Source organism: Pseudoalteromonas sp. P80D2 (assembly GCF_036680945.1).
Lineage (GTDB): Bacteria > Pseudomonadota > Gammaproteobacteria > Enterobacterales > Alteromonadaceae > Pseudoalteromonas > Pseudoalteromonas shioyasakiensis.
Genome location: NZ_JAZDAR010000047.1, coordinates 432,237 through 454,352 on the forward strand (window position 1 = coordinate 432,237; position 22,116 = coordinate 454,352).

General features: G+C 40.4%; 22 protein-coding genes. 11 read left to right on the plus strand and 11 right to left on the minus strand.

From position 1 onward, the window contains the following. Window positions 1-10: 10 nt before the first annotated feature. Window positions 11-691 (minus strand): 7-cyano-7-deazaguanine synthase QueC, encoded by a 681-nt coding sequence (queC, locus tag VRK28_RS13985; protein WP_268795049.1) that lies wholly within the window; start codon window positions 689-691, stop codon window positions 11-13. Between the two features lie 122 nt (window positions 692-813). On the opposite strand from queC, the gene queE reads away from it, so the two are divergent. After that, window positions 814-1,479 (plus strand): 7-carboxy-7-deazaguanine synthase QueE, encoded by a 666-nt coding sequence (queE, locus tag VRK28_RS13990; RefSeq protein ID WP_130166731.1) that lies wholly within the window; start codon window positions 814-816, stop codon window positions 1,477-1,479. Between the two features lie 205 nt (window positions 1,480-1,684). On the opposite strand, the gene bcp is transcribed toward queE, so the two are convergent. Continuing rightward, on the minus strand, window positions 1,685-2,164 hold the full coding sequence (bcp, locus tag VRK28_RS13995) for a thioredoxin-dependent thiol peroxidase (RefSeq protein ID WP_062566935.1): 480 nt from the start codon (window positions 2,162-2,164) through the stop codon (window positions 1,685-1,687). Window positions 2,165-2,174: 10 nt separating this feature from the next. After that, window positions 2,175-2,708 (minus strand): glycine cleavage system protein R, encoded by a 534-nt coding sequence (locus VRK28_RS14000; RefSeq protein ID WP_054553746.1) that lies wholly within the window; start codon window positions 2,706-2,708, stop codon window positions 2,175-2,177. 368 nt (window positions 2,709-3,076) lie between these two features. Here VRK28_RS14000 and bamC point away from each other — a divergent pair, with 368 nt between their 5' ends. Both bamC and VRK28_RS14010 read left to right on the plus strand, forming a co-directional pair. Beyond that, complete coding sequence (gene bamC, locus VRK28_RS14005; RefSeq protein WP_130166733.1) at window positions 3,077-4,138, plus strand: outer membrane protein assembly factor BamC; 1,062 nt, start codon at window positions 3,077-3,079, stop codon at window positions 4,136-4,138. A 71-nt stretch (window positions 4,139-4,209) separates the two neighbouring features. Next, on the plus strand, window positions 4,210-5,577 hold the full coding sequence (locus tag VRK28_RS14010) for a YjiH family protein (RefSeq protein WP_130166734.1): 1,368 nt from the start codon (window positions 4,210-4,212) through the stop codon (window positions 5,575-5,577). Between the two features lie 33 nt (window positions 5,578-5,610). On the opposite strand, the gene VRK28_RS14015 is transcribed toward VRK28_RS14010, so the two are convergent. Both VRK28_RS14015 and VRK28_RS14020 read right to left on the minus strand, forming a co-directional pair. Beyond that, window positions 5,611-5,757, minus strand: coding sequence for a DUF2897 family protein (locus VRK28_RS14015; RefSeq protein ID WP_082389286.1), 147 nt, complete (start codon window positions 5,755-5,757; stop codon window positions 5,611-5,613). 39 nt (window positions 5,758-5,796) lie between these two features. Further along, entirely contained in the window at window positions 5,797-6,333 is a 537-nt protein-coding gene (locus VRK28_RS14020) for an acyloxyacyl hydrolase (protein WP_171037171.1), read from the minus strand. Between the two features lie 235 nt (window positions 6,334-6,568). Between VRK28_RS14020 and VRK28_RS14025 the strand changes: the two genes are divergently transcribed. Both VRK28_RS14025 and VRK28_RS14030 read left to right on the plus strand, forming a co-directional pair. Then, entirely contained in the window at window positions 6,569-7,162 is a 594-nt protein-coding gene (locus VRK28_RS14025) for an MlaC/ttg2D family ABC transporter substrate-binding protein (RefSeq protein WP_054563598.1), read from the plus strand. A 300-nt stretch (window positions 7,163-7,462) separates the two neighbouring features. After that, the gene (locus tag VRK28_RS14030) at window positions 7,463-8,800 is read left to right on the plus strand and encodes an ankyrin repeat domain-containing protein (RefSeq protein ID WP_054563599.1); all 1,338 of its coding nucleotides are present in this window, start codon (window positions 7,463-7,465) and stop codon (window positions 8,798-8,800) included. Window positions 8,801-8,886: 86 nt separating this feature from the next. On the opposite strand, the gene VRK28_RS14035 is transcribed toward VRK28_RS14030, so the two are convergent. From VRK28_RS14035 to VRK28_RS14055, 5 genes are read right to left on the minus strand one after another with little or no spacing between them, the layout of a single operon-like run. Beyond that, the gene (locus tag VRK28_RS14035) at window positions 8,887-9,342 is read right to left on the minus strand and encodes a DUF2069 domain-containing protein (protein WP_063528400.1); all 456 of its coding nucleotides are present in this window, start codon (window positions 9,340-9,342) and stop codon (window positions 8,887-8,889) included. Next, a complete protein-coding gene (wrbA, locus tag VRK28_RS14040) occupies window positions 9,339-9,893 on the minus strand; it encodes an NAD(P)H:quinone oxidoreductase (protein ID WP_063528399.1) in 555 nt (184 codons plus the stop codon). Before wrbA ends, VRK28_RS14035 begins: the two co-directional genes overlap by 4 nt. Next, window positions 9,893-10,240 (minus strand): arsenate reductase (glutaredoxin), encoded by a 348-nt coding sequence (gene arsC, locus VRK28_RS14045; RefSeq protein ID WP_062566941.1) that lies wholly within the window; start codon window positions 10,238-10,240, stop codon window positions 9,893-9,895. Before arsC ends, wrbA begins: the two co-directional genes overlap by 1 nt. Window positions 10,241-10,294: 54 nt before the next feature. After that, window positions 10,295-11,755 (minus strand): M48 family metalloprotease, encoded by a 1,461-nt coding sequence (locus VRK28_RS14050; RefSeq protein WP_130166735.1) that lies wholly within the window; start codon window positions 11,753-11,755, stop codon window positions 10,295-10,297. 1 nt (window position 11,756) lies between these two features. Beyond that, window positions 11,757-12,422 (minus strand): hypothetical protein, encoded by a 666-nt coding sequence (locus tag VRK28_RS14055; protein ID WP_130166736.1) that lies wholly within the window; start codon window positions 12,420-12,422, stop codon window positions 11,757-11,759. A 155-nt stretch (window positions 12,423-12,577) separates the two neighbouring features. Here VRK28_RS14055 and VRK28_RS14060 point away from each other — a divergent pair, with 155 nt between their 5' ends. The 3 genes from VRK28_RS14060 to VRK28_RS14070 all read left to right on the plus strand — a co-directional run bounded on the left by VRK28_RS14060 (window position 12,578) and on the right by VRK28_RS14070 (window position 16,230). After that, complete coding sequence (locus tag VRK28_RS14060) at window positions 12,578-12,796, plus strand: hypothetical protein (protein ID WP_054563605.1); 219 nt, start codon at window positions 12,578-12,580, stop codon at window positions 12,794-12,796. Continuing rightward, window positions 12,789-13,856, plus strand: coding sequence for an AI-2E family transporter (locus VRK28_RS14065; RefSeq protein ID WP_062566945.1), 1,068 nt, complete (start codon window positions 12,789-12,791; stop codon window positions 13,854-13,856). Before VRK28_RS14060 ends, VRK28_RS14065 begins: the two co-directional genes overlap by 8 nt. Window positions 13,857-13,974: 118 nt before the next feature. Beyond that, window positions 13,975-16,230, plus strand: a complete 2,256-nt coding sequence (locus VRK28_RS14070) for an aminotransferase class V-fold PLP-dependent enzyme (protein ID WP_130166737.1) — start codon at window positions 13,975-13,977, stop codon at window positions 16,228-16,230. 65 nt (window positions 16,231-16,295) lie between these two features. Here VRK28_RS14070 and VRK28_RS14075 read toward each other — a convergent pair whose 3' ends face one another. Then, window positions 16,296-17,327: a LacI family DNA-binding transcriptional regulator gene (locus tag VRK28_RS14075; RefSeq protein ID WP_054563608.1), complete on the minus strand. Its 1,032-nt coding sequence runs from the start codon at window positions 17,325-17,327 to the stop codon at window positions 16,296-16,298. 348 nt (window positions 17,328-17,675) lie between these two features. On the opposite strand from VRK28_RS14075, the gene pgi reads away from it, so the two are divergent. The 3 genes from pgi to pgl all read left to right on the plus strand — a co-directional run bounded on the left by pgi (window position 17,676) and on the right by pgl (window position 21,778). Then, window positions 17,676-19,322, plus strand: a complete 1,647-nt coding sequence (gene pgi, locus VRK28_RS14080; RefSeq protein WP_130166738.1) for a glucose-6-phosphate isomerase — start codon at window positions 17,676-17,678, stop codon at window positions 19,320-19,322. 267 nt (window positions 19,323-19,589) lie between these two features. Next, window positions 19,590-21,062 carry a glucose-6-phosphate dehydrogenase gene (gene zwf, locus VRK28_RS14085; RefSeq protein ID WP_054563610.1) on the plus strand — a complete coding sequence of 491 codons (1,473 nt, stop codon included), beginning with the start codon at window positions 19,590-19,592 and terminating at the stop codon, window positions 21,060-21,062. Between the two features lie 5 nt (window positions 21,063-21,067). Further along, window positions 21,068-21,778, plus strand: coding sequence for a 6-phosphogluconolactonase (gene pgl / locus VRK28_RS14090; RefSeq protein ID WP_058586230.1), 711 nt, complete (start codon window positions 21,068-21,070; stop codon window positions 21,776-21,778). Window positions 21,779-22,116 lie beyond the last annotated feature (338 nt).

Sequence of the window (22,116 nt, forward strand, 5' to 3'; positions counted from 1 at the left end):
CTAAATAAGGTTATTCGTATTCGATAGGGTCAGTAACGTTATTTAAAGCAAAGGCTTCTAAGCGCTCTTGGCAAGCACCACATTTACCACAGGCTTTGTCGCGGCCGTTGTAACAGGTCCATGTTTGGCTGTAATCAAGACCCATTTTTAAACCGTCTGTCAAAATGTCGATTTTGGTATTGTTTAAGTACGGGCTGAAAATTTCAACAGCGTCGTAATTGGCAATACGGCAAACATCATCCATTTTTTGTACGAACTCAGGGCGGCAGTCCGGGTAAATAGCATGATCGCCTGAATGGGCACCGTAATAAACTTTGCTGGCTTTTAAAGACACCGCATAACCCACAGCCAGTGATAGTAAAATCATGTTGCGGTTAGGCACAATTGTGCTCTTCATGCTTTCTTCTTCGTAATGACCTTCTGGTACTTCGATATCATCAGTTAGTGATGAGCCACCAATCAACTGGTTGATCGCTGAAATATCAACAATCTTGTGAGAAACTCCTAACTTTTCACATACTTGAGCAGCTACTTTAAGCTCTTTAACATGACGCTGGCCGTAGTCGAACGACAGGGCATATACTTCGTGGCCTTGTTGCAGGGCTTTATTTAATACGGTAAATGAGTCCATACCGCCGGAATAAATCACAACTACTTTTTGCGTCATATCTGTTTTGCTCTTACTTTTGATAGAGGTTTACTTCAGGGCGCGATATACTACACGGCTCGGGCCTAAATAACAATTTTTGCGCGTGTTTTTGGTTTTTTTGATGGTATGTATTTTATACTGTTGCGTCGTAAGTGAGATGTCTTTTGTACAAAATTAACGAAGTGTTTGAAACAATTCAAGGTGAAGCGAGTTTTACGGGTACACCTTCAATCTTTTTACGTTTACAAGGCTGCCCTGTGGGCTGTGCTTGGTGTGATACAAAACAAACATGGGACGTTGATAACGTATATAAAGTGTCACTTGATGACACCGTTGAGAAAAAAGCAGACTCAGATCATTGGGCTGAAGCAACAGCGGATCAAGTGTTAGCGCTATTTAAAGAACGTGGCTACAACGCAAAACATGTGGTGATCACCGGTGGTGAGCCTTGCATGTACGACCTAAATCCAGTGTGTGAATTATTACACGCAAATGGCTATTCGACTCAAATTGAAACCAGCGGTACATTTGAAATTTTAGTCCCTGAGCAGACATGGGTGACTGTATCACCAAAAATTAATATGCGTGGTGGCTATAAAGTATTACGCAGTGCAATGCAACGCGCTGATGAAATTAAACACCCAGTGGCAATGCAAAAGCATGTGGAAGAGCTCGAAGATTTATTCTTAAAAACGGGTGTGAATCCACGTTTAGTGTATCTGCAACCAATTAGCCAAAAAACCTCAGCAACCAAACTTGCCATTGAAACCTGTATTGCAAAGAACTGGCGTTTATCGGTTCAAGTACATAAATATTTAGGAATTAGTTAGGATTAAGCCGTCAGCCGTCAGCCGTCAGCCGTCAGCCGTCAGCCGTCTGATCTGTGATCTGACCCCGATAAAGTAGACTCGGGGTTTAATATTTCTAGTTAAAAACAAAAAAGCGTTGCACCATGGCAACGCTTTTTTACTATGTTCTCGTAACTCGTAACTCGTAACTCGTAACTCGTAACTCGTAACTCGTAACTCGTAACTATCAATTCTGCGCTAAATAGTCCAACACCACCTGATGATGGTCTTTAGTTTTGAACTTATCAAACACATGTTTGATTTTACCGTCTTGGCCTACAAGGAAGCTAATACGATGAATTCCTTCGTATTCTTTACCCATAAACTTCTTATAGCCCCAAATACCAAAGGCATCAGCAATCGCGTGATCTTCGTCGGCTAGTAAATCAAAGTTAAGCTCTTTTTTGGTTTCAAAATTCTTTAAACGCTTGATTGGATCTGGGCTGATACCCACAACACGCGTATTTAATTTAGCAAGCTCAGCTTTTTCATCACGTAAGTTCTCTGCTTGTACAGTACAACCTGGTGTTGACGCTTTAGGGTAGAAATAAACCAGTACTTGCTGCTCTTTTAAAAGATCAGCTAGCGCGATAGTTTCGTCATTCTGATTTTGTAAGCTAAAAGCAGGGGCTGTATCGCCTGCTTGTAATGGATTAATTGTTTTCATGCTTTGCTCCTTAGCGAATGCGTCTGAAAATATAATCTACGTTCAAACTACGAGAAAGATCTTCAAAGCTCACTTTAAAGTTATCAATATCGACTTCAACAGGAATATTAAACTCGAGTTCGCAGCGCATTTTAAGCTCGTCATCTTCATCATAAGTGTCTGACTTGAGAGAACAAATGCTGATGTTGTTATCAGCAAAAAAGCGCGTAACTTTACTTAATGTTCCTGGTGTATCAATACCTGTGTATTCGAGGGTGTAACCGGCACAAAATTCACATGCAACATGGCTTGCGGTGCGTTTCATCATGGTTAAAAGACCAAGTTCCATACCTTTAGTTGGCAATGTATGTTCAATACGGCTAATTGCCGACATATCACCTGCTAATAGCATGATAAAGGTAAATTCGTTGCCCAAAATAGCAATGCGACTGTCAATTATATTGCAATGGCAATCACTCACTAACTGAGTTAATTCGCTAACGATACCGGGTCTATCTTCGCCAATCGCAGTGAGCACTATCTGATGATTTGTAAAAGCAGTCATGGAATTTTAAATACCTAGTAAATAACAATACCAATGGATATAAGCTTAAATAAGCTTTGATTTCACGTGAGTTTAATACCGCACGGCGGCGAAGTTTAACATAATTTGCTCCGTTAACGATAGCGGCGATTAATTAAGCCGTGAATAAAGTGCGCTCTTTCTTGTTTTTAGGGGCATCAGAAAGTACCATAGTTAAAATTTTGCAAGGCGATAAGCAATCAAATACGTTACGCTAGCCCAATCTATTCGGGTTTTTTGCATAAAAACAATAAATGTAAAGTTAAAAGTGATTTTACAGTGAACCAAATCGGCATTACCCACTCATATATTTGTTAAAAAAATTAAGGGTTTGCTAAGGAGAAATATCTGTGCAGTATTGGATCTCAAAGGCGCTTGCTGTAAGCGTAATGGTAAGTTTAACAGGGTGCGGTGTTTTTACCGATGAAGCACACCACAAACGCAATTATCGTGCTAACGAAGCGGTGAAAGCTCCAGCAGGATTAGCGCAACCAGCTCAAGATCCAACTTATAAAATGGATGTTGCGCAATACGACAACAATCCTGAAGCTAAAAACTATCGTCCGCCAGCGCAAGTAATTACCATTGCTCAAGGTACTTGGGTTGAAGAAGGTGACACAGAAGCACGTGTCTACTTTGATAAAAACGATGGTATCGAAGATTTAGATGTATTTATTTGGGACTCTATCAAAGCTGTTCTAGCTGAAAAAAATACCGCCGCTTTAAAAGAAGACAAAGCCTCAAATTCAATTGAAACAGGTTGGTATGCCATTATTAAACCTGAAGAAGGTTGGTTCTGGGAAACTGAAACTGAAGTATCACAGCAGCGCTTTATCTTCACAATTGAAGAAAAGTCGCATCAGCGTACAGCTTCGTTAACCTCTAAGCTGGCTGATTATAAAAGTGACTCAGTACCGTTAACACCATTACTACAGCAACAGCTTGAAGTTCGTGCGTTAAACCAAGTGATTGCAGAGTTTGATTATCGTTACCGTCAACTTGAAGTTGATATGCGTAAAAAGCAAGGCATTATTTCATTAGAAATGGGCTTTGATAACAAAGGTAATGCGGCACTGGTTACAGAGCAAGATTACAACATGGTGTTTGATCGTTTCTCAGGTTTCTTAGAACGCTTATCTTTCACTATCGTAGAGATTGACCAAGAGCGTGGCTTGATCACGGCTGATTACAAAAAGCCTGAGTCAAGCGTATGGGATTCAATTTGGGGCGAAGAGTTAGCTGAGCTGCCAATTGAAGATGGCCAATACCAAATTCTTGTTAGCCGCACCAATGATGGCGGCACAAGTTTAACTTGGATGGACTCTGAAGGTTCGACATTAGAGCCTGGTACAATGAATGACCTCCAGCAAGCATTAGAAAATGCACTGCGTCAGCGCGGTATCAATATTTAATAATTAAAAAAGTCAAAACCACCACAAAAAGAGCTTAGCCGCTCTTTTTGTGGTTTTTACAGGTTGAAAATATGTCTAACTTAAACACAGCAAATCGCAGTGACTTGCGAACCTTGTTTACCTTTTTCGTTCCTTCACTTATAGGTGTCTTCTTGTTTATGACGCCGGTACCCATAGGTGAAGCAATGACCATTCCGATTGCTGTTATGGCAAAAGCAGTGCAAGAATGGATTGGCCCATTTGCACTGGGTTTAATTACCAGCATTGTTTGCATCACCGGTATTTTATCTTTAGTGATAAAGTTGTTTAAACCGCAGCCATTACTTAAGTTCTTTATAATTAAACATTTATTTGATGTTAGTTGGCTTTGGCTGAGTGTTCGATTACTGGGTATGTTTTTTATCGTTTTGACCTACACCAAACAAGGGCCAGAAATGATTATTTCCGGTAATACCGGTGCACTGGTGTTAAACGACTTGTTGCCAGTATTGTTTTCTGTGTTTGTTTTAGCGGGCTTACTATTACCGTTATTACTAAATTTTGGCTTGTTAGAGCTAGTCGGTACCTTATTAACTAAAGTTATGCGCCCGCTTTTTGGTGTGCCAGGCCGAAGTGCGGTTAACTGTGTGGCATCATGGTTAGGCGATGGCAGTGTGGGTATTTTGATGACCGCTCGTCAGTATGAAGATAAACATTATACACAGCGCGAAGCGGCCATTATTGGTACTACTTTCTCAGCTGTATCAATTACCTTTTGTTTAGTTGTGATTGGCCAAGTAAAGCTTGAGCACCTTTTCGCACCGTTTTACTTAACAGTGTGCTTAGCTGGTTTAGCCGCAGCACTAATTGTGCCTCGTTTACCACCACTACGCTTCAAAAAAGACCTCTATGTAGATGGAACAGAGCCTGATAAAGACGCAGAATCAGTGCCTGAAGGTAAAACACTGGTTTCTCACTCACTTGATGTGGCACTTGCTAAAGCGCGCACCGCGCCGGGCTTTGCTGGTACAGTAAAAGAAGGCTTACATAACGCATTTGATATGGTATTTGCAGTATTACCTGTGGTTATGGCTGTGGGCACATTTGCCTTGATTATTGCTGAATATACGCCAATTTTTGAATATATGGGCAAACCGTTTGTACCATTCTTAGAGCTATTGCAAGTACCAGAGGCTGAAGCTGCGGCACAAACAATTATGGTTGGCTTTGCAGATATGTTTATTCCGTCGATTCTTGCGGCTGGTAGTATCGAAAGTGATGTAACACGCTTTATCGTTGCTGCAATGAGTGTGACGCAATTGATTTATATGTCGGAAGTAGGTGCACTGCTTTTAGGTAGCAAAATTCCGGTTAATATTATCGAATTGTTCTTCATCTTTATTTTAAGAACCTTAGTAACATTACCGGTGATTGTCTTAATGGCACATTGGTTAGTGTAAACTAAGCTGAAGTCTAAAATAGAAAAGCCCTGATTATTCATCAGGGCTTTTTTTATCTTCATTATCATCGCTTTTAGGCACTTTGAAGTCCATTTTTGCTGCATGCTTTAGCAACATAAGGTTACCAATTACTACACCAAATACGGCAACAACAATGGCTATAATTTGCCAAGTTTCCATCATGAAATCCTGCCGATATACACAGCGATATAGTAGCACTTAAAATCGTCTTGCATAAGACAGTGAAATAAAATCAAGGCCAGGATTAGGGCTTTTGAACCCCGCATTTGAGTAATGTAAATATCTAAGTGCTAAGGTTGAGTCGTCACCTAAGTCTGTAACTAAACCTAATCTATCCTCAAACTGATAGTGAGTACTAACGTTTTTGCCAGCAAAATGGGTGTCATCTAACAGTGAAACGCCAATCCCAAACTCCACATAAACAGGCATGTTTTTCACATTAAACACAGGGTATTGGATCACCGGAGACATAGCTAACACGATATTCGTTTGATGTTTGTTGTCTTTGCCATACTGCCAAATATTAAAACTAGACTCGAAGTACAAACGGGCGTGTTGAAAGGGCAGCTTTTCATTGGGTATGTGGTACTGGTAGGCCAGTTTTAAGCCTTTTACATCCCCTTCACCTTGAATGTAATCAACGGCATAGCCATGATTTGAAGCAGCATAAGTTGGTGTTGCTAGTAGGGCGGCTACACTTAACATAAGTGCTTTTAGTGGGTGTTTTAGTTTCATCTCGGTACTTCTGATTATGACTGTGAGCAAGTAGATAAGGGCGGGGGTAAGAACTTTTCAATGTGCGTAAAAACACAGAAGCTGTGCACATTCTCATATTTTTTAGCAATTAACTGAAAACTATGGGAAAAATCGATTGGTGCTTAATTGGCATTAAAACGGTGTCGGATTGTTTCTTTTTTTATGGATTTAATATCGGTATATTAGCGAAAATTTTCGTTGAGAGGTGAATACGATGACCAAACTAGTTAACTCATTTTTGCTAATTGCTGCGCTTTTTACTGCAACTGCTTTTGCCAGTGAAGACCGCTCGCCTAAGCAACTATTAGAATCAGTCACAGCAGATTTATTTGTTGATATCGCAAATGTAAATGCAAAAGGCGATGCAAGCTCAGAAGCAATGGCGAACATTGTAGAAAAACGCTTATTGCCGCACATGGATATTAAGTTTGTATCGTATAAGCTTTTAGGTAAGCACATTAAAGGCCTACGCCGTGACCAAGCCGTTGATTTTATTGCTGCGGTTGAGCATTACTTAACAGTAACTTATGCCGGCGCACTAATGAAATACACAGGCCAAAAAGTTATTTTTGATCAATCACAGCTAATCGACGATGGTTATGCAACTGTTAAAACGCAAATTGTTGATGACAATGCGCCAGCCATCGATCTGCACTTTAAATTACGCCAAGGCAAAGATAAGCAGTGGAAAGTATACGATATCGTTGCTGAAGGTATTTCACTGTTAAGCGCGAAGCAAAAAGAAGTATTGCAGCGCATCAGCCAAGTTGGCATTGATGAAGTGACACACGAATTAGCAAGTAAGTAAGTTAGCTTAAAGCTCGATTACCTTCACCTCATCGAGCATTTTAGCTACTTTCAGTCTCCAACCAAGCAGTGAGTACCGTCCATGTGCCGCTGCTTTTCTATTTTCTTTAAAAATCACCTACTTTGCGCTAGCACCTGTAACCCTCTGTGGTAGAATCATGCTACTTTTCTTGTTTACCAAAGTATCTGTTCAGATACTGTGTTATTGGTCGCAATATTAAGCAAACTGTCAGTTAAATTTTGCTATAACTAGTTGCTTAATAAGACATCGAATAATGTGCAGCGGAGTTGTGTTTTTTTAATGGAAAATGTACTGATTTGGCCAAAGGAATACCCGTTACTAATCAAAGGATTAGCTGAGCAAAACGGGGCCTATATTTTAGATGCTTTAGAAGCTTGGCCGGCATGTCGTTCTACTAATGAAGATGACGGTGTGTGTACGACGGTTCTTCCGCCTATTTACTACCTTACTTGGTTGACTCCTCTTGAACCGTTTGAAGAGTGTTATTTCCAACATATTTCTGAGTTTGATGAAGCTGCGTTGCATTATATTAATGCTATGAAAACGCATTTTTTAGAAAACGACTACACCCCTGAAAGTCTTGTTTTAATGTTATGCCAGCGCTTAGAGAAGTATGCTAGCGCATTTGCTCAATCGGCTGTTAAAACGCCTATAACTCTCATCCACCAGTTATTTAATCGTCGCTATTTTACTGTGATTGAACATGTTCTTAATCACGGTGCAAAAATGTCTGCGGACGATGTATTGGAGCTATGGACCGAAGTTGACTTTAGAGAGCGTTTTAGTGGTTTTATTCCTGATTCAGTGGCCGATCTTGAACCATTAACAGCGCTTGCGGCTGAAAAAGTTGCTCACGGTGAAGATTACTTCACCTTACTAAAACTTGTATCACCTGATGTTGATTCAGCATCGTTGCTTGAACAAGCTTTACTAGCCCACTTAAGCCACGAAAATGCTAAACAAACCATGGCAAAGCGTTTTATTGAGCAAGGCGCAACCGGTGCATTAGCTGACGAAAATGGTAAAACTGCGTTTATGTGGGCTACTGAAAAAGGCTATGTGAATGTTGTTGAAACAATACTTGAACATCAAGATAAAAAAGCCCAAGACAATAAAGGGAATACAGCATTACATTACGCTGTATTAGCCGAGAATGGACCTTTACTGGTATTGCTTTTAAAAGCGGGCTATGACTTTAGAGTTCGTAACAACGACGGTCTAAGTTGCTACCGACTAGCAGTTAGCATTAAAGCGGATAACTTAGTAAAGTGCCTTGAGCATGACTTTGGCATTAAAGAGCTTTCGCCAGAAGGGCAGTTTGATCGCGTTAAAAAAGTGCACTTACTACATGCGATTGTAACTGTGTTACTACCTGTGCAGTTGTTCTTCTTTTTTGACGATAGCATTGCTATTAAAAGTGAGTTAACGCTGAGCTTTACGTTGGTTTCGATCTTATGTTTTTTCTTTGCCACAAGCTTGAAACGCTGTGCGCTTTACCCGCATATTCGCCATCCATGGGGGCTGTTTATTTTAAGGTTGTTCTCATTATTTAGCTTAATTGGCCAAGTGGGTCTGGCAAGTATTGTCGCACTAGCCACCTTAGCAGAGTTGGTGTGAACACATAAAAACTATATAAAGTGGCATAAAAAAACGGCAACCTAGGTTGCCGTTTTTTGTTTCATTTTTTGATAAACGAATCGGTATTATTTATCGTGTTCATGAGCGGCTTTTTCTTCGGCCAGCTCTTCTTTTAATTTGCGTATCTTAAGGCCAAGCTCTTGTCCGCGATGGCGAGCATAATAGGTGCAGCCAATAAACATCAGACTGGCAAAGAGTAACTCAAGTAATACCCAAATCAGCTGCTCTTGTGCGACCCATAGTAATGTAAAACCATGAATAAAATAGAACATCACGATAAAGTTCGCCCACGCGTAGGTGTAAGGTTTATCTTGAATGATGCCCTTAAGTGGTAACAGTAGAGGCAGTATATAAACAACAAAGATAAAGGCGTTACTGTGGCCTTCTCTTGGGGCAATTAAAAACAGCCAAATTGGCATTAAAACTAATAAGCCGATATAGCCAATCAGCGCAAAACGTTGGAATCGTTTTGTAATTGGCTTTTTGGCAACAGGCTGATTTAGCTTAGGTTCCAAGCTCATTGTAATTTACTCGCAATCAGTGCCAAGCGTTTTCCAACACTTTGGCAAATTTTAATTTCGTCTTTACTTAACACATTGCTGTTATTGCTACCGGCCACATGAGTCGCACCGTATGGTGTACCACCGGTTTCAGTTGCTAATAACTCAGGTACCTCATAAGGCACGCCAAGCAACATCATGCCGTGATGTAACAACGGCAGTGATAGATTCAACAAGGTGGCTTCGTTACCACCATGCATACTGCTTGATGACGAAAAAACGCAAGCAGGTTTATCTATTAGCTGACCTTTGAGCCATAGATCACTGGTGGTTTCCCAAAAGCTCTTAGCTTGTGAGGCCATCATGCCAAATCGGGTAGGGGTGCCAAAGGCTAATCCATCACAATTAATTAGATCATCTTTGCTGATCACAATATCGTGTGGCTGGCGCTTAACAAAGGTACGCAATAAGGCAGTTGCACCTTGTTGCTCAATCGACTCGGCTATCTCATGAGCCATTGCTTCTACAGAGCCATGGCTTGAGTGGTATAGCACAACAATGTTTATAGCCATTAAAGTACGCTTAATACGTTTTCTGGTGGACGACCTAGAGCAGCTTTGCCGTTATTTTCAACAATTGGGCGCTCGATTAGTTTTGGGTTGGCAGCCATTGCAGCAATTAATTTGTCTTCGTTTTGTTCGTTTTTAAGCTCAAGCTCTTTGTAGATGTCTTCTTTAGTACGCATTAACTCACGCGCTGAAGTGAAGCCCAGTTGGCTAACTAAAGTCGAGATTTGTTGTTCATTAAGCGGTGTTTTTAGGTATTCAATAACACTTGGCTGTACGTTATTGCTTTCTAATAGGGCAAGTGTTTCACGCGATTTTGAACAACGTGGATTATGATAAATAGTCACAGACATGGTGTGTTCTCACATTTAATAATTTGGCTTATTTTAGGGCAAGCGCCGCGAGACTTAAAGTCTCGCAAGCTCTTTTTGTAATTGACGGTATTGTGTAAGTAGGGCTTTTAAACGTTGTTGTTTAACTAGCTCTTCAGGCTCAACAAAGTTTAGTGCTTTTTGAATTTCATCAGCAGCTTTTAAATAAGCGCCATATTGGGCAAGCACATCGGCATGCGCTTCATGGTAGGAAGCCATATTTTCTTGCTTTTTATAGACATCAGCAATGAGCTCTTTGGCAAGATTGTTCTCAGGTTTTGCTAATAAATAAGATTTTAAGATACGTTCAGCAAGCTCAAATTGTTTAGCTTCAATAGCGGCATTTGCAAAGTTTAATGCAATCACCTGATTGTTAGGTCTATCGATATCTAGCTTAGCTAAAAACTCTACTGCTTCATTCGCTTTACCTTGCGCAATGAGTAAGTCGGTGTGGGTATCAATATAAAATAAGTTCTTTGGAGCTTGCTCAAGCAATGGATTCAAAATGCTAGCTGCTTCATCAAGCTTTTTTTGGTCCAACAAGCTAATACCCAAACCATATTTAAGTGCAGTGTCGTTATGAACGGTGTTTTCACGCATTAATTTACGAAATAAATCTTCCGCGGCTTTTGACTTTTGCTGATAGCGAGCAATAACACGGCTCTTAGCTAGGTTAAACTCTAGGCTGTCGGAGTAGTGTTTTTTTGGATACTGCTCGGCACGTAAGCGTACATCAGAGACACGGCTTTCAGGCAATGGGTGAGTGAGCAAAAAGGCTGGCGGCTTATATTTGTAGCGAATTTGTGCAGCAAGTTTAGTTAAAAACTCGCTCGATTGGCGAGGATCAAACCCTGCATTGTTTAAGGTCTGCATACCAATACGGTCAGCCTCTTGTTCAGCAGCACGGCTATGAGTTAATTGACTAAATGCCGCTTGTGTTTGGTTTGCTGAGATAATGGCTATGCCGGCATCAGGTGCAACAACGGTTGCTAAAATACCTGCAATCATACCAGCGATAGTTAACGCGCTGTTATCTTGCTGCTGTTGAATACGACGGGCTAAATGGCGCTGCGTTACGTGAGCAATCTCGTGCCCTAGTACTGAGGCAAATTGGCTTTCGTTATCGGCTTGTGCGATAAGACCTGTATGCACACCTACATGGCCACCATAAAAGGCAAAGGCATTAATTTCAGCGTTGTTTAACCAGAAAAATGAAAATGGAAAACGGACATCGTTGGCGTTTGCGACTAAACGACGGCCCAAAGTGGTCAGGTACTCATCAAGAACAGGATCACTTACAACGGGTGATGAGCCACGAATTTGCATCATCATCACTTCACCGATCGCTTGCTCTTTTTCAATCGGCAAAGCTTGTAAAGCTGAGGTCCCTAAATCGGGCAGCTTAAAGTTTGTTTGTGCCTTCAACGGCTCACTATGCAATATTGAAAATGTCAGCAATGCACTGCACAGTGTAATAAAGGCTGATTTTAGTCGCATCTTATTCCTTGTTGATTTGCTCACCTAACATGACTTTTGCTAAGTCTATTTCGTCGCTGCATGCTCGGCTGTCTTTTTCGCACAATTGATAGAAATCTTTTATTGTGACTCCATCTAGCTTAACAACGTTCAACTCTCGTTGTAAAAAAGTTATGATTTTATGCGCTACTTTATGGGCATGAAGAATTAAGGCTTTGTCAGCTTTATCGCCTCTTTCAAAGTAAAAAGCGATGAATTTATGAAGCTGGTTAAAGCGAATAAGGTTTTTCATGGTGTGCGGGTCCCACACCTTAAATTCCATAAAGCGATTGTCTTTGATGTATTGGTCTACAATAACATCTTTAGCATAAGGGTAGGCCCATAATTCGAAACCTCGGTCCGTAAAGCTTTGATGCAAAGCAATGCGCGGTTTTTGCTTACAGACAATTTCGCCCAAGTCGGTTTCATGACCACCTAATAAATCAAGGTTCCAGTTGCGTGGATCAATTAATTGTTTAACGGCATTATCAAAACCGTGGTCTAAAATCCCTTCAGATTCGCTAACCGATGATGCCACCATATGATAAAAAGGCGGTAGCTCGCCCCAGTTTATTTGTTTTTTATACCAGTTTATCTCTTTAAGAGTTGGATTCGCAGGTAATTGCGCTTTATTATGCGAGCCAGGCATGGAGTTTCCTTTACTACCAGTTATAGATTAAGGATAAACTATTGTTTTGCGTGTTTTAAGAAAAAAATGAGTTGTTTCTCGTTATAAAGACTTATTTTCGCAAACGGCCTACACCTTATACTTATTATTCATATTAATAACGCAGTTGATTCGCTATGTTAACGGTTGATTTAAGAGGCTATAAGTGCCCTCAACAATTTATTCAGTTTAAATTAGGGTTGAATAAGGCAACATCAATTAAACAACCCGTGACTTTTACATTTAATGCTGCTGAGGCAACGGACGATATGCAGCGATTTTTAGAAAAACATCATTACCATTTTAAAATTGACCTAGAATTAGGTGTACTAACTGTGGAGCCCATTCGTGTTTGAGTATGTAAAAGCCTGGTACGAAAATAAATTTTCTGATCCCCATTCAGTAACCTTGTTGTTACTGCTTATTGCAACCTTTGCATTTTTCTACTTTTTTGGCTCGTTAATCGTGCCAGTTTTAGTTGCCTTGGTGATTGCCTATTTACTTGATTGGCCTGTTGCTCACTTAGAAAAGCTGGGTTTAAAGAGGTTTACCGCAACGATTCTTGTTATGTTGGTATTCAGTGGCTTGATGATTATGATTATTGTCGGCATGGGGCCTGTGCTTTGGCAGCAAACCAGTAACCTAGTTCAAGAAACCCCTTACATGATTGAAAAAGGTAAAGCGCTGCTTTTACATCTTCCTGAAGATTACCCAAGTTTGATTACTGAAGATCAGGTTAAATCAATTGTTACCAGTGTAGAGACCAAAGCTATTGAGTTTGGTCAGTTGGTGCTATCGGTGTCACTTACCTCGATAAAAGATGTGGCAGCTTGGCTGATTTATCTGATCTTAGTGCCGCTCCTGGTGTTCTTTATGCTTAAAGATAAATTAGAACTCACACAAAGTGCCGAACGCTTATTGCCTAAGCAGCGCCGCTTGATCATTCAAGTTTGGCAAGAAATGAATCAACAAATCATGAATTATATCCGCGGTAAGGTATTTGAAATTTTAATTGTTGGTACAGCATCATTTATTGCTTTTGCAGTACTTGATCTTCGCTATGCGGCTTTACTCGGAGTGTTGGTTGGCTTATCGGTGCTTATTCCATTTGTTGGGGCTGCTTTGGTGACCATTCCTGTCGCTGCGGTGGCGTTATTCCAATTTGGTTTAGAAACACAATTTTGGACCATATTAATTATCTATGGCGTGATCCAAGCACTTGATGGCAATGTGTTAGTGCCGTTACTGTTCTCTGAAGCGGTCGATTTAAACCCAGTGTTTATCATCGTTGCGGTATTGTTTTTTGGTGGTTTATGGGGGTTTTGGGGCGTGTTCTTTGCAATACCGCTGGCTTCATTAGTAAAAGCGCTTATAAATGCCTGGTCTTCTAAGCAGGTTGAGCTAATAGAAGGTTAGCTTAGTCTTAAAAAGTATAGAAAACGCACTTTACTGACTAATTGATTATTATAATTTAGCCGTGAAAAATGTAAAATAGGTTATAAGATATATCTTTTAGTAATATGGTGCGTTTTACATGGCAAATTTTTACCTTCCTGACGATGCTAATCAGCAAATTTATTTAGATGCGAATGCAACGACTCCTGTACTTCCTGAAATTGCCGATGTGGTTTCGCACACGATGCAAGTCTGTTTTGGTAATCCATCAAGCTCTCATATTACGGGTATTCAAGCAAAACACTTATTAGAACAAACGCGTAACAAAGCACGTGAAGTCATTGGCGCAACTGACGGCGATATTTTATTTACTTCAGGTGCAACAGAAGGTATTCAAACAGCGGTTGTTTCTACGCTTATTGCTGCGAAAAATCATCAAATCGAGAATCCGGTATTACTTTATGGGGCAACAGAGCATAAAGCGGTGCCAAATACCCTAAAACATTGGAACAGCGTGCTTGATATCAACGCACAGGTATTAGCTATTCCAGTAGATAAAAACGGTATTTTAGACCACGAGTTTATTCGCAAACATGCTGCGAATGCACTGATGATTTGTACCATGGCAGTAAACAACGAAACCGGTGTATTCCAAGATTTAAGCGCTATTGAGCAAGTCATTCGTAGTGAAAATACCCATGTGGCTTGGATGGTTGACTGCGTGCAGGCATTAGGTAAAACCAACTTAGCGCTAAGCCAAACAACCATTGATTATGCTCCATTCTCTGGCCATAAATTGTATGCCCCTAAAGGTATTGGTGTACTTTATATTCGTAAAGGCAGTGCGTATACACCATTTATTGCTGGTGGCGGCCAAGAAAGTGGTATGCGTTCAGGCACCGAAAACTTACCAGGCATTGCTGGCTTGAATAAGTTGTTCTCGTTATTACTTGATAAACAAAACCAAACATTCAAGCCAATTGAGCAGCTACATGCTTTTCGCGAGCAATTATTAGCTGCATTAACAGACACCTTTGGCAGCATCACGTTTAATCACAGTTTTGAGCATTCAGTGCCAACAACATTAAACTTTGCAGTTAACGAATTAACCAGTAAAGAAGTGATGGATTTATTTGATGCGGCGGGTATCCGTGTGAGTGGCGGCTCTGCATGTAGCTCAGGTGCAAATCGTAGCTTTGTTTTAGATGCGATGGGAGCCAGTGATTGGCAAAGTGAAAACGCGATACGTATGTCGTTTGGCCCTGCTGTGAATCAGCAAGAGATTGACTTTGCTTGCGATAAAATTCGTTCACTAAAACCGATTCTAGAGGCAAATTGTCTTGTTGTGTCTGATAGTACATCGCCTCAACACGAAGTTTGTGCGATTGGCTTAACACAGCTACGTCATCAAGCAGCGTGCTGTTGGCTATATGTAGACAGCGATAAAAACGCAGTGGTGATTGATCCTATTATCGAGCTTATTCCGCGTATGGCGAAAATTGTCGCAACACAAGGTTTAACAGTAAAAGCGATTTTAGATACCCATAATCACCAAGAGCGTTTATCGGCTCGTTGTTTATTATCAAAAGAGCTCGCAGAACGTTTTGTTGCTAATGAAATAGATGAACTTGGCTGGCCTAAAGATTCAGCAACCATCGAATTAAGCGATGCACGCTTAACTAAAGTAGCGACACCGGGTCATAGTGACGATAGTGTTAGCTATTTATTGTCAGATACACAAAGCGGTGATATCAGCTATTGCTTCTGTGGTGATTTAATCTTACCAGGTGGCTTAGGTAACACAGCAATTAGCGGTGGCGATGCTGCGAAAATGGCTCAATCATTAAAACAGCTTGCTATGGCAGTGCAAGATTCTACGGTAATTTGTTCAGGGCATGATTATCAGCAATGTTTTGCTATGGATTGGCATGCTCAAAAGGCAACGACGCCGTTATTAGCAAAACTATTAAGTGAACAAGTATCAGATGATGAGTTTGTTGAATTAAAGCAAAAAGCGGATGAGCAAAAGCATACTGTAAGTCATTCTCTTTGTGGCTATGTTGAAACACTTGAAAGTGCGCCAATGAAACAGCTTGCTGCAAGTGATGCTAAAGTAATGCTAAACGATAAAGCCACTTACTTAATTGATACTCGTGAACCGTATGAGCATGGTGCGAATAATTTGGCTGAAATATTCACAGTTGCTGATAGCAAAGTGATCAATATTCCACTCAGTCGTATGGCAAACGCCATCGTGCAAGGGCAGCTTGAGAAAGACCATAGTTATATTTTGGTTTGCCGAAGTGGTAATCGTTCAAAACAAGCGGCAAACAATCTGTCGCAGTTAGGGTTTGAAAACGTTTATAACTTAAATGGCGGTTTAGCATTGCTTTAATAAGTAATACCAATTCAGTCATTAAAAAAGCCGCTATAGAGCGGCTTTTTCGTAACTTGTATAAACTAGGCCGTTGTAGGGCCTGAGCTTTCCCGTACCACTAATGAAGGGGTAAAGGTCGTGATGATGTCTTTATCTTGATTACGTGCACCACGGGTTTTTCTAAACAGTAAACGCGCTGCATGCTGCGAAATCACATCATTCGCCTGATGAGCTGTAGTGAGTTTAGGCCAAGTCTGACGCGAGAACGGTGAGTCCTCGAAGCCGGTAATTGATAACTGCTGTGGAATTTCGATCCCCATTAAGCGTGAGGCGAATAACGCGCCTGCTGCCATTTCATCGTTACCGCCAAGAAGGGCAGTGATGTTTTTCGGGTTATTTTCACCCAGCAATGCTTTTGCACCTTCTACACCTGATTCAAAAGAATACTGGCCTTCATAGATCAGCTCATCATTCATCGAGATGCTGTGATCTTTTAATGCGGCCTGATAACCCTCTAAGCGTTCAGTTGTTGATTTATGCTCTTTGTCACCACATAAAAAACCAATATTCTTATGGCCTAGCGAGAGTAGGTGAGAAGTAATTTCGTACGCAGCGGCGTAGTCGTTCACATAGATACAAGTGTCTTGGTCTTCTTCTGTAGGGCGACCAGAGAGTACGCGTACATAATGAATGCCCATTTCATCTAGCATATCGATAATGCTATTTTGCTCTGACAGCGGTGGCGTTAATACAAGGCCTGCTAAGCGAGAGCGCTTGATCATGGTTTTAAAGTCTTCTTCCATGTTGCCATCAAGGTAGTTACATGGATGAATCACCAGCTCATAGCCTTCTTCTTTACAGCGCGACAACACACCATTTTGCATATCGATGACATAATAAGCATTCGGGTTGTCATAAACTAAACCAACAGTAAAAGACGATGTGCCTGCTAGGTTACGAGCTGCAAGGTTTGGTTGATAGTTCAACGTGTTAACAGCGTCCATCACTATGTCGTACGTTTTTTTTCTGACCGATGGCTCTTTATTAATTACTCGCGAAACGGTTTTCATTGAAACACCAGCGAGCTTGGCTACATCATTTATGGTTACTTTCATACTGTTACTTTATAGTTAGTTATATTTGTATTATAATAATATCGAAAAGTGTTCACCAGAGCGCTTTTTCTTAATAGGTACATTAATATTTAATATAAGTTAGTTAGTGTATCTAATGTTCTACCAAATTAGCAGTAAAATAATTGAGATAATTTTTATGATACCGGTGTCAAAAGAGAAAAATTGCGCTATTATCTCGACTATAAAATGTAAAAGTAGAACATTGACAGCGTTGTCATTTTAACTTAGTGTTAATTTTCATCGTATTTTTAATTGCTGTCTTTATTCAACATTAATAAAAAGATAGTTAAAAATCAGTTTGTTGCAAGTTTTGAGGGGATTATATATATGAGCAGCCGTTCGCAATTAGCTAGTTGGCAAGCACTATCTGAAAGTGCCAAGAAGATGAAACAAATTCATCTTAAAGATTTATTTGCCAAAGATAGCACGCGTTTCGAGCAATTCTCTGCTCAGATCCCAGGTGTATTATTCGATTACTCAAAACAACAAATTGATAAAACTGTTTTTGAAAAATTAATTGCTTTAGCGAAAGAGTGCGATATCAGCGCATGGCGCGACAAGATGTTCAGTGGTGAGAAAATTAACATTACTGAAGACCGTGCTGTACTTCATACTGCTTTACGTAACCGCGCTAACACAGCTGTAATGGTTGATGGTGAAAACGTAACAGACGCTGTTAACGCTGAGCTTGCTAAAATGAAAGCCTTTGTTGGCAAAGTACGCAGTGGCGAGTGGCTAGGCTACACAGGTAAAGCTGTAAAAGATGTTGTTGCTATTGGTGTAGGTGGTTCAAACCTTGGTCCGCAAATGGCAACCGAAGCACTTGCTGCTTATGCTGACGACACATTAAATGTTCACTATGTATCAAATGTTGATGGTGTTCAAATTGCATCTGTTTTACAAGGTTTAGATGTTGAGACAACATTATTTGTTATCTCATCTAAAACATTTACAACCTCAGAAACCATGACTAACGCTAAATCGGCTGTTGAGTGGTTTTTACAAACAGCACAAGCGCAAGAACATATTGCTAAGCACTTTGTAGCTGTAAGCACCAATTTAGAAAAAACAGCGGCCTTTGGTATCGCTGATGAAAACGTATTCACAATGTGGGATTGGGTAGGCGGTCGCTTTTCTTTATGGAGTGCGATAGGATTACCAATCGCCCTGTACCTAGGCTTCGACGCGTTCGAAGAGATCCTAGAAGGTGCGTTTGAAATTGATGAGCATTTTAAAAATGCTGAATTTGAAAATAACGTACCATTGTTAATGGCGCTTTTAAGTGTTTGGAACACTAGCTTTTTAGGTTATACGGCACAAGCTATTTTACCGTATGACCAAGCACTACACATGTTACCTGCGTATTTACAGCAAGGTGAGATGGAAAGTAACGGTAAACACGTTACCTTTGCTGGTGAAACGGTTCCTTACACGACGGTTCCAATTATTTGGGGTATGACAGGTATTAATGGCCAACATGCTTTTTACCAATGTCTGCACCAAGGTAATGTAATCGTACCTGCTGACTTTATTGCCTCAATTGAGCCGCAAGTCAATGTTGGTAAGCACCATGATATTTTATTATCAAACTTCTTTGCACAAACCGAAGCAATGATGGCCGGTGTTGATGCAGAGCAAGTAACTGCAGATTTAACCGCAAAAGGTAAATCTGAAGCAGAAATTGCAGAATTATTGAATCATAAGATTCACCAAGGCAATCGCCCAACAACGTCAATGTTGTTAGATAAAGTTGATGCGAAAACGGTAGGACGTTTAATTGCGCTTTATGAGCACAAGATCTTCTGCCAAGGCATTATCTTAGAAATCTGTTCATTTGACCAATGGGGTGTAGAGCTAGGTAAGGGACTTGCCTCTAAAATTGAAGCTGAATTATTTGATGACGAAGTAAGTCATCCACACGATAGCTCAACCAACGGACTGATCGCTTACTATAAAACACATCGTAAGCAGTAATAGATTCGCAGCAACAGCTGCAAACCGAATACCTTTGAACGGGTAGCGCTGGAGTTCTTAGGGCCTGTATTTTTGTGAGAGGATTTACAGAGCCCCTAAGACTCATTTACTTCAGCCAACATAAGAATAATGAGTAAACTACTTACAACAAATTCAACAGGCTTTGTTAAAGGGATCATCTAACACAGCCAATCAACCAGATAACAACACGCACTGCCATACTGCATGAGTCGATTAACATGGCATTGCCAATGTAGAGAGTGATATATGTTAAATCCATTTGATATCGTAATTTTTGGGGGCGGCGGTGATCTTGCGTTACGTAAGTTACTTCCTGCAATGTATCGCGCTTATCAAGAGGGCAACCTTCCTCAAGGTTCTCGTATCCTTCCTACGGTACGTGAAGAAAGCAAACGTAAAGAATACATCGAAACAGCACATAAAGCGTTACAAGACTTTTTAGGTAAAGGTGAGTACAACGCAAAAGATTGGAAAGCATTTTCAGCTTATCTTGTGCCAGTTGTAACGAATGTAACTGAAGCTGATGACGACTGGGATAAACTAAAAGATATCCTTGATGAACACGATGCTGATAAGTCTCGTGTTTTTTACCTTTCATTACCACCTGCAGTGTACGGTAGCTGTTGTGAAATCTTATCTAAGAAAGGTCTGATCACAGAAACGTCACGTGTTGTTGTTGAAAAACCGATTGGTTACTGTGGTGAGTCTGCTGAAGCAATCAATGCAAAAATTGCTGAATACTTCAAAGAAGAGCAAGTATTCCGTATTGACCATTACTTAGGTAAAGAAACAGTACAAAACTTAATGGCACTGCGTTTTTCAAACTCACTGTTTGAAAACCTGTGGGATGCAAAATCAATCGATAACATCCAAATTAGCTTATCAGAAACAGTGGGCCTAGAAAGCCGCGCTGGTTTCTACGATAAAGCGGGTGCATTACGCGATATGGTACAAAACCACTTGTTACAATTACTTTGCTTAGTGGCAATGGAATCACCAAACAAATTAAACGCGAACAGCATCCGTACTGAGAAATTAAAAGTACTTGAGTCGTTACGTCCGTTAGTGGCTGAAGATGTTGATGCAAACATTGTACGTGGTCAGTATGTACCAGGTAACTTAGACGGTAAAATCGTCCCAGGTTACTTAGAAGAATTAAACGAAGGTGCGAGCAAAACAGAAACTTTTGTTGCTATTCGTGCGCACATCGATAACTGGCGTTGGGCAGGTGTTCCTTTCTACCTTCGTACTGGTAAACGTATGAAAAAGCGTTGTGCTGAAATCGTTGTTGAATACAAAAAAGTATCTCACAACGTTTATACCGACAACGTAGGTAACATTGAGCCAAATCGTCTTGTTATTCGTCTGCAACCAGAAGAAACAATTCAATTAACACTGATGTCTAAGCGCCTTGATAACCTTGAGATGCAATTAGAACCAGTAACCATGAACATTGAGTTATCGCAAGCGTACAGTAATGGTTTCCATTCAGATGCTTACAAGCGCTTAATGTTAGATGCCGCAGCAAATAACCCATCACTGTTTATTCACCGTGATGAAGTGCGTCAAGCATGGAAATGGATTGACCCAATCATTGAGCGTTGGCAAGAAAAAGGTGCACCATCGTTATACCGAGCTGGTACATGGGGCCCTGAAGATGCCGATGAGCTTTTAGAAGAAAACAACCACGTTTGGTTTAACACAGGCGATAAGGCGTAATTAAGATGGCAACAATTGTTGAAAAATTCTTTGCAAACAAAGACGAATTAACAGCTGAGCTTTCTTCAAGCCTTGAACAAAGCCTTGTTGCTGGTATTAAAGAAGATGGTCGTGCGGTACTAATGGTATCGGGTGGCTCATCGCCAGCACCTGCTTATAAGCACTTATCGAACCTTGAACTTGATTGGGCAAACATTGATGTTGCTATGGTTGATGAGCGTTGGGTTGATGCTGATCATGAAAAAAGTAATGAAGCATTTATCAAAAGCACGCTATTACAAAACCATGGCGCTGCAGCTAATTTCGTAACAATGAAAAATGACGCATTAACGGCACAAAATGGTGTAGCAGAATGTGAAGCTGCATACAAAGCATTAAAGCGTCCTTTTGATGTGACAATTTTAGGCATGGGTCCAGATGGTCATACGGCTTCTCTTTTCCCTCATGCTGAAGGTTTAGAACACGGTCTTGCGACAGATGATTTAGTATGTGCAATTAACGCCATTGAAAGCGACGTGACGGGTAAAATCACTGAGCGTATGACGTTAACTTTAGCTGCTATCGCAGACTCTAAAGTAGTGAAGCTTTTAATTAGCGGTGAAGAAAAACTCGCTGTTTACAAGCAAGCGAAAGAGGGCGGTGCAGTTGCTGACATGCCTTTACGTGCTGTATTGAATCACCCGCATATCAATATTGAAGTTTATTGGGCGCCTTAATCGCCTGATTAAAGTCAATGTCAAAAGCGAGCTATTATGCTCGCTTTTTTGTTTTAAATTCTCATCTTTAACAAATGATTTTGCATAAATACGCTTTTTTAAATAGCTCGATAAAGTGTTAGACAAGTACAAAATGGCTCTATATAATTAAAAATGACAACGCTGTCATTGTTATTGATTGTTATTCTCAATATTCCCTTTAACTCATTCTGCCCAGAAAAAGTTAAAAATAATTTGTACATGACAGCGTGCTTTTAGGAATAGGTTAGTTTTTTAGGCTAATTTATTGTTAGATAACAGGTTTTATATAACTTTTAGTTATGGTTAATAAATACCCA

What these genes read in the sequence shown, in the direction of transcription:
- zwf (WP_054563610.1), top strand. Translation starts at nt 19,590, where the DNA reads ATGTTAAATCCATTTGATATCGTAATTTTTGGGGGCGGCGGTGATCTT.
- VRK28_RS14050 (WP_130166735.1), bottom strand. Translation starts at nt 11,755, where the DNA reads ATGCGACTAAAATCAGCCTTTATTACACTGTGCAGTGCATTGCTGACA.
- VRK28_RS14025 (WP_054563598.1), top strand. Translation starts at nt 6,569, where the DNA reads ATGACCAAACTAGTTAACTCATTTTTGCTAATTGCTGCGCTTTTTACT.
- VRK28_RS14000 (WP_054553746.1), bottom strand. Translation starts at nt 2,708, where the DNA reads ATGACTGCTTTTACAAATCATCAGATAGTGCTCACTGCGATTGGCGAA.
- wrbA (WP_063528399.1), bottom strand. Translation starts at nt 9,893, where the DNA reads ATGGCTATAAACATTGTTGTGCTATACCACTCAAGCCATGGCTCTGTA.
- VRK28_RS14015 (WP_082389286.1), bottom strand. Translation starts at nt 5,757, where the DNA reads ATGGAAACTTGGCAAATTATAGCCATTGTTGTTGCCGTATTTGGTGTA.
- pgl (WP_058586230.1), top strand. Translation starts at nt 21,068, where the DNA reads ATGGCAACAATTGTTGAAAAATTCTTTGCAAACAAAGACGAATTAACA.
- bcp (WP_062566935.1), bottom strand. Translation starts at nt 2,164, where the DNA reads ATGAAAACAATTAATCCATTACAAGCAGGCGATACAGCCCCTGCTTTT.
- VRK28_RS14075 (WP_054563608.1), bottom strand. Translation starts at nt 17,327, where the DNA reads ATGAAAGTAACCATAAATGATGTAGCCAAGCTCGCTGGTGTTTCAATG.
- VRK28_RS14070 (WP_130166737.1), top strand. Translation starts at nt 13,975, where the DNA reads ATGGCAAATTTTTACCTTCCTGACGATGCTAATCAGCAAATTTATTTA.
- VRK28_RS14060 (WP_054563605.1), top strand. Translation starts at nt 12,578, where the DNA reads ATGTTAACGGTTGATTTAAGAGGCTATAAGTGCCCTCAACAATTTATT.
- VRK28_RS14010 (WP_130166734.1), top strand. Translation starts at nt 4,210, where the DNA reads ATGTCTAACTTAAACACAGCAAATCGCAGTGACTTGCGAACCTTGTTT.
- VRK28_RS14030 (WP_054563599.1), top strand. Translation starts at nt 7,463, where the DNA reads ATGGAAAATGTACTGATTTGGCCAAAGGAATACCCGTTACTAATCAAA.
- pgi (WP_130166738.1), top strand. Translation starts at nt 17,676, where the DNA reads ATGAGCAGCCGTTCGCAATTAGCTAGTTGGCAAGCACTATCTGAAAGT.
- VRK28_RS14055 (WP_130166736.1), bottom strand. Translation starts at nt 12,422, where the DNA reads ATGCCTGGCTCGCATAATAAAGCGCAATTACCTGCGAATCCAACTCTT.
- VRK28_RS14035 (WP_063528400.1), bottom strand. Translation starts at nt 9,342, where the DNA reads ATGAGCTTGGAACCTAAGCTAAATCAGCCTGTTGCCAAAAAGCCAATT.
- arsC (WP_062566941.1), bottom strand. Translation starts at nt 10,240, where the DNA reads ATGTCTGTGACTATTTATCATAATCCACGTTGTTCAAAATCGCGTGAA.
- VRK28_RS14020 (WP_171037171.1), bottom strand. Translation starts at nt 6,333, where the DNA reads ATGAAACTAAAACACCCACTAAAAGCACTTATGTTAAGTGTAGCCGCC.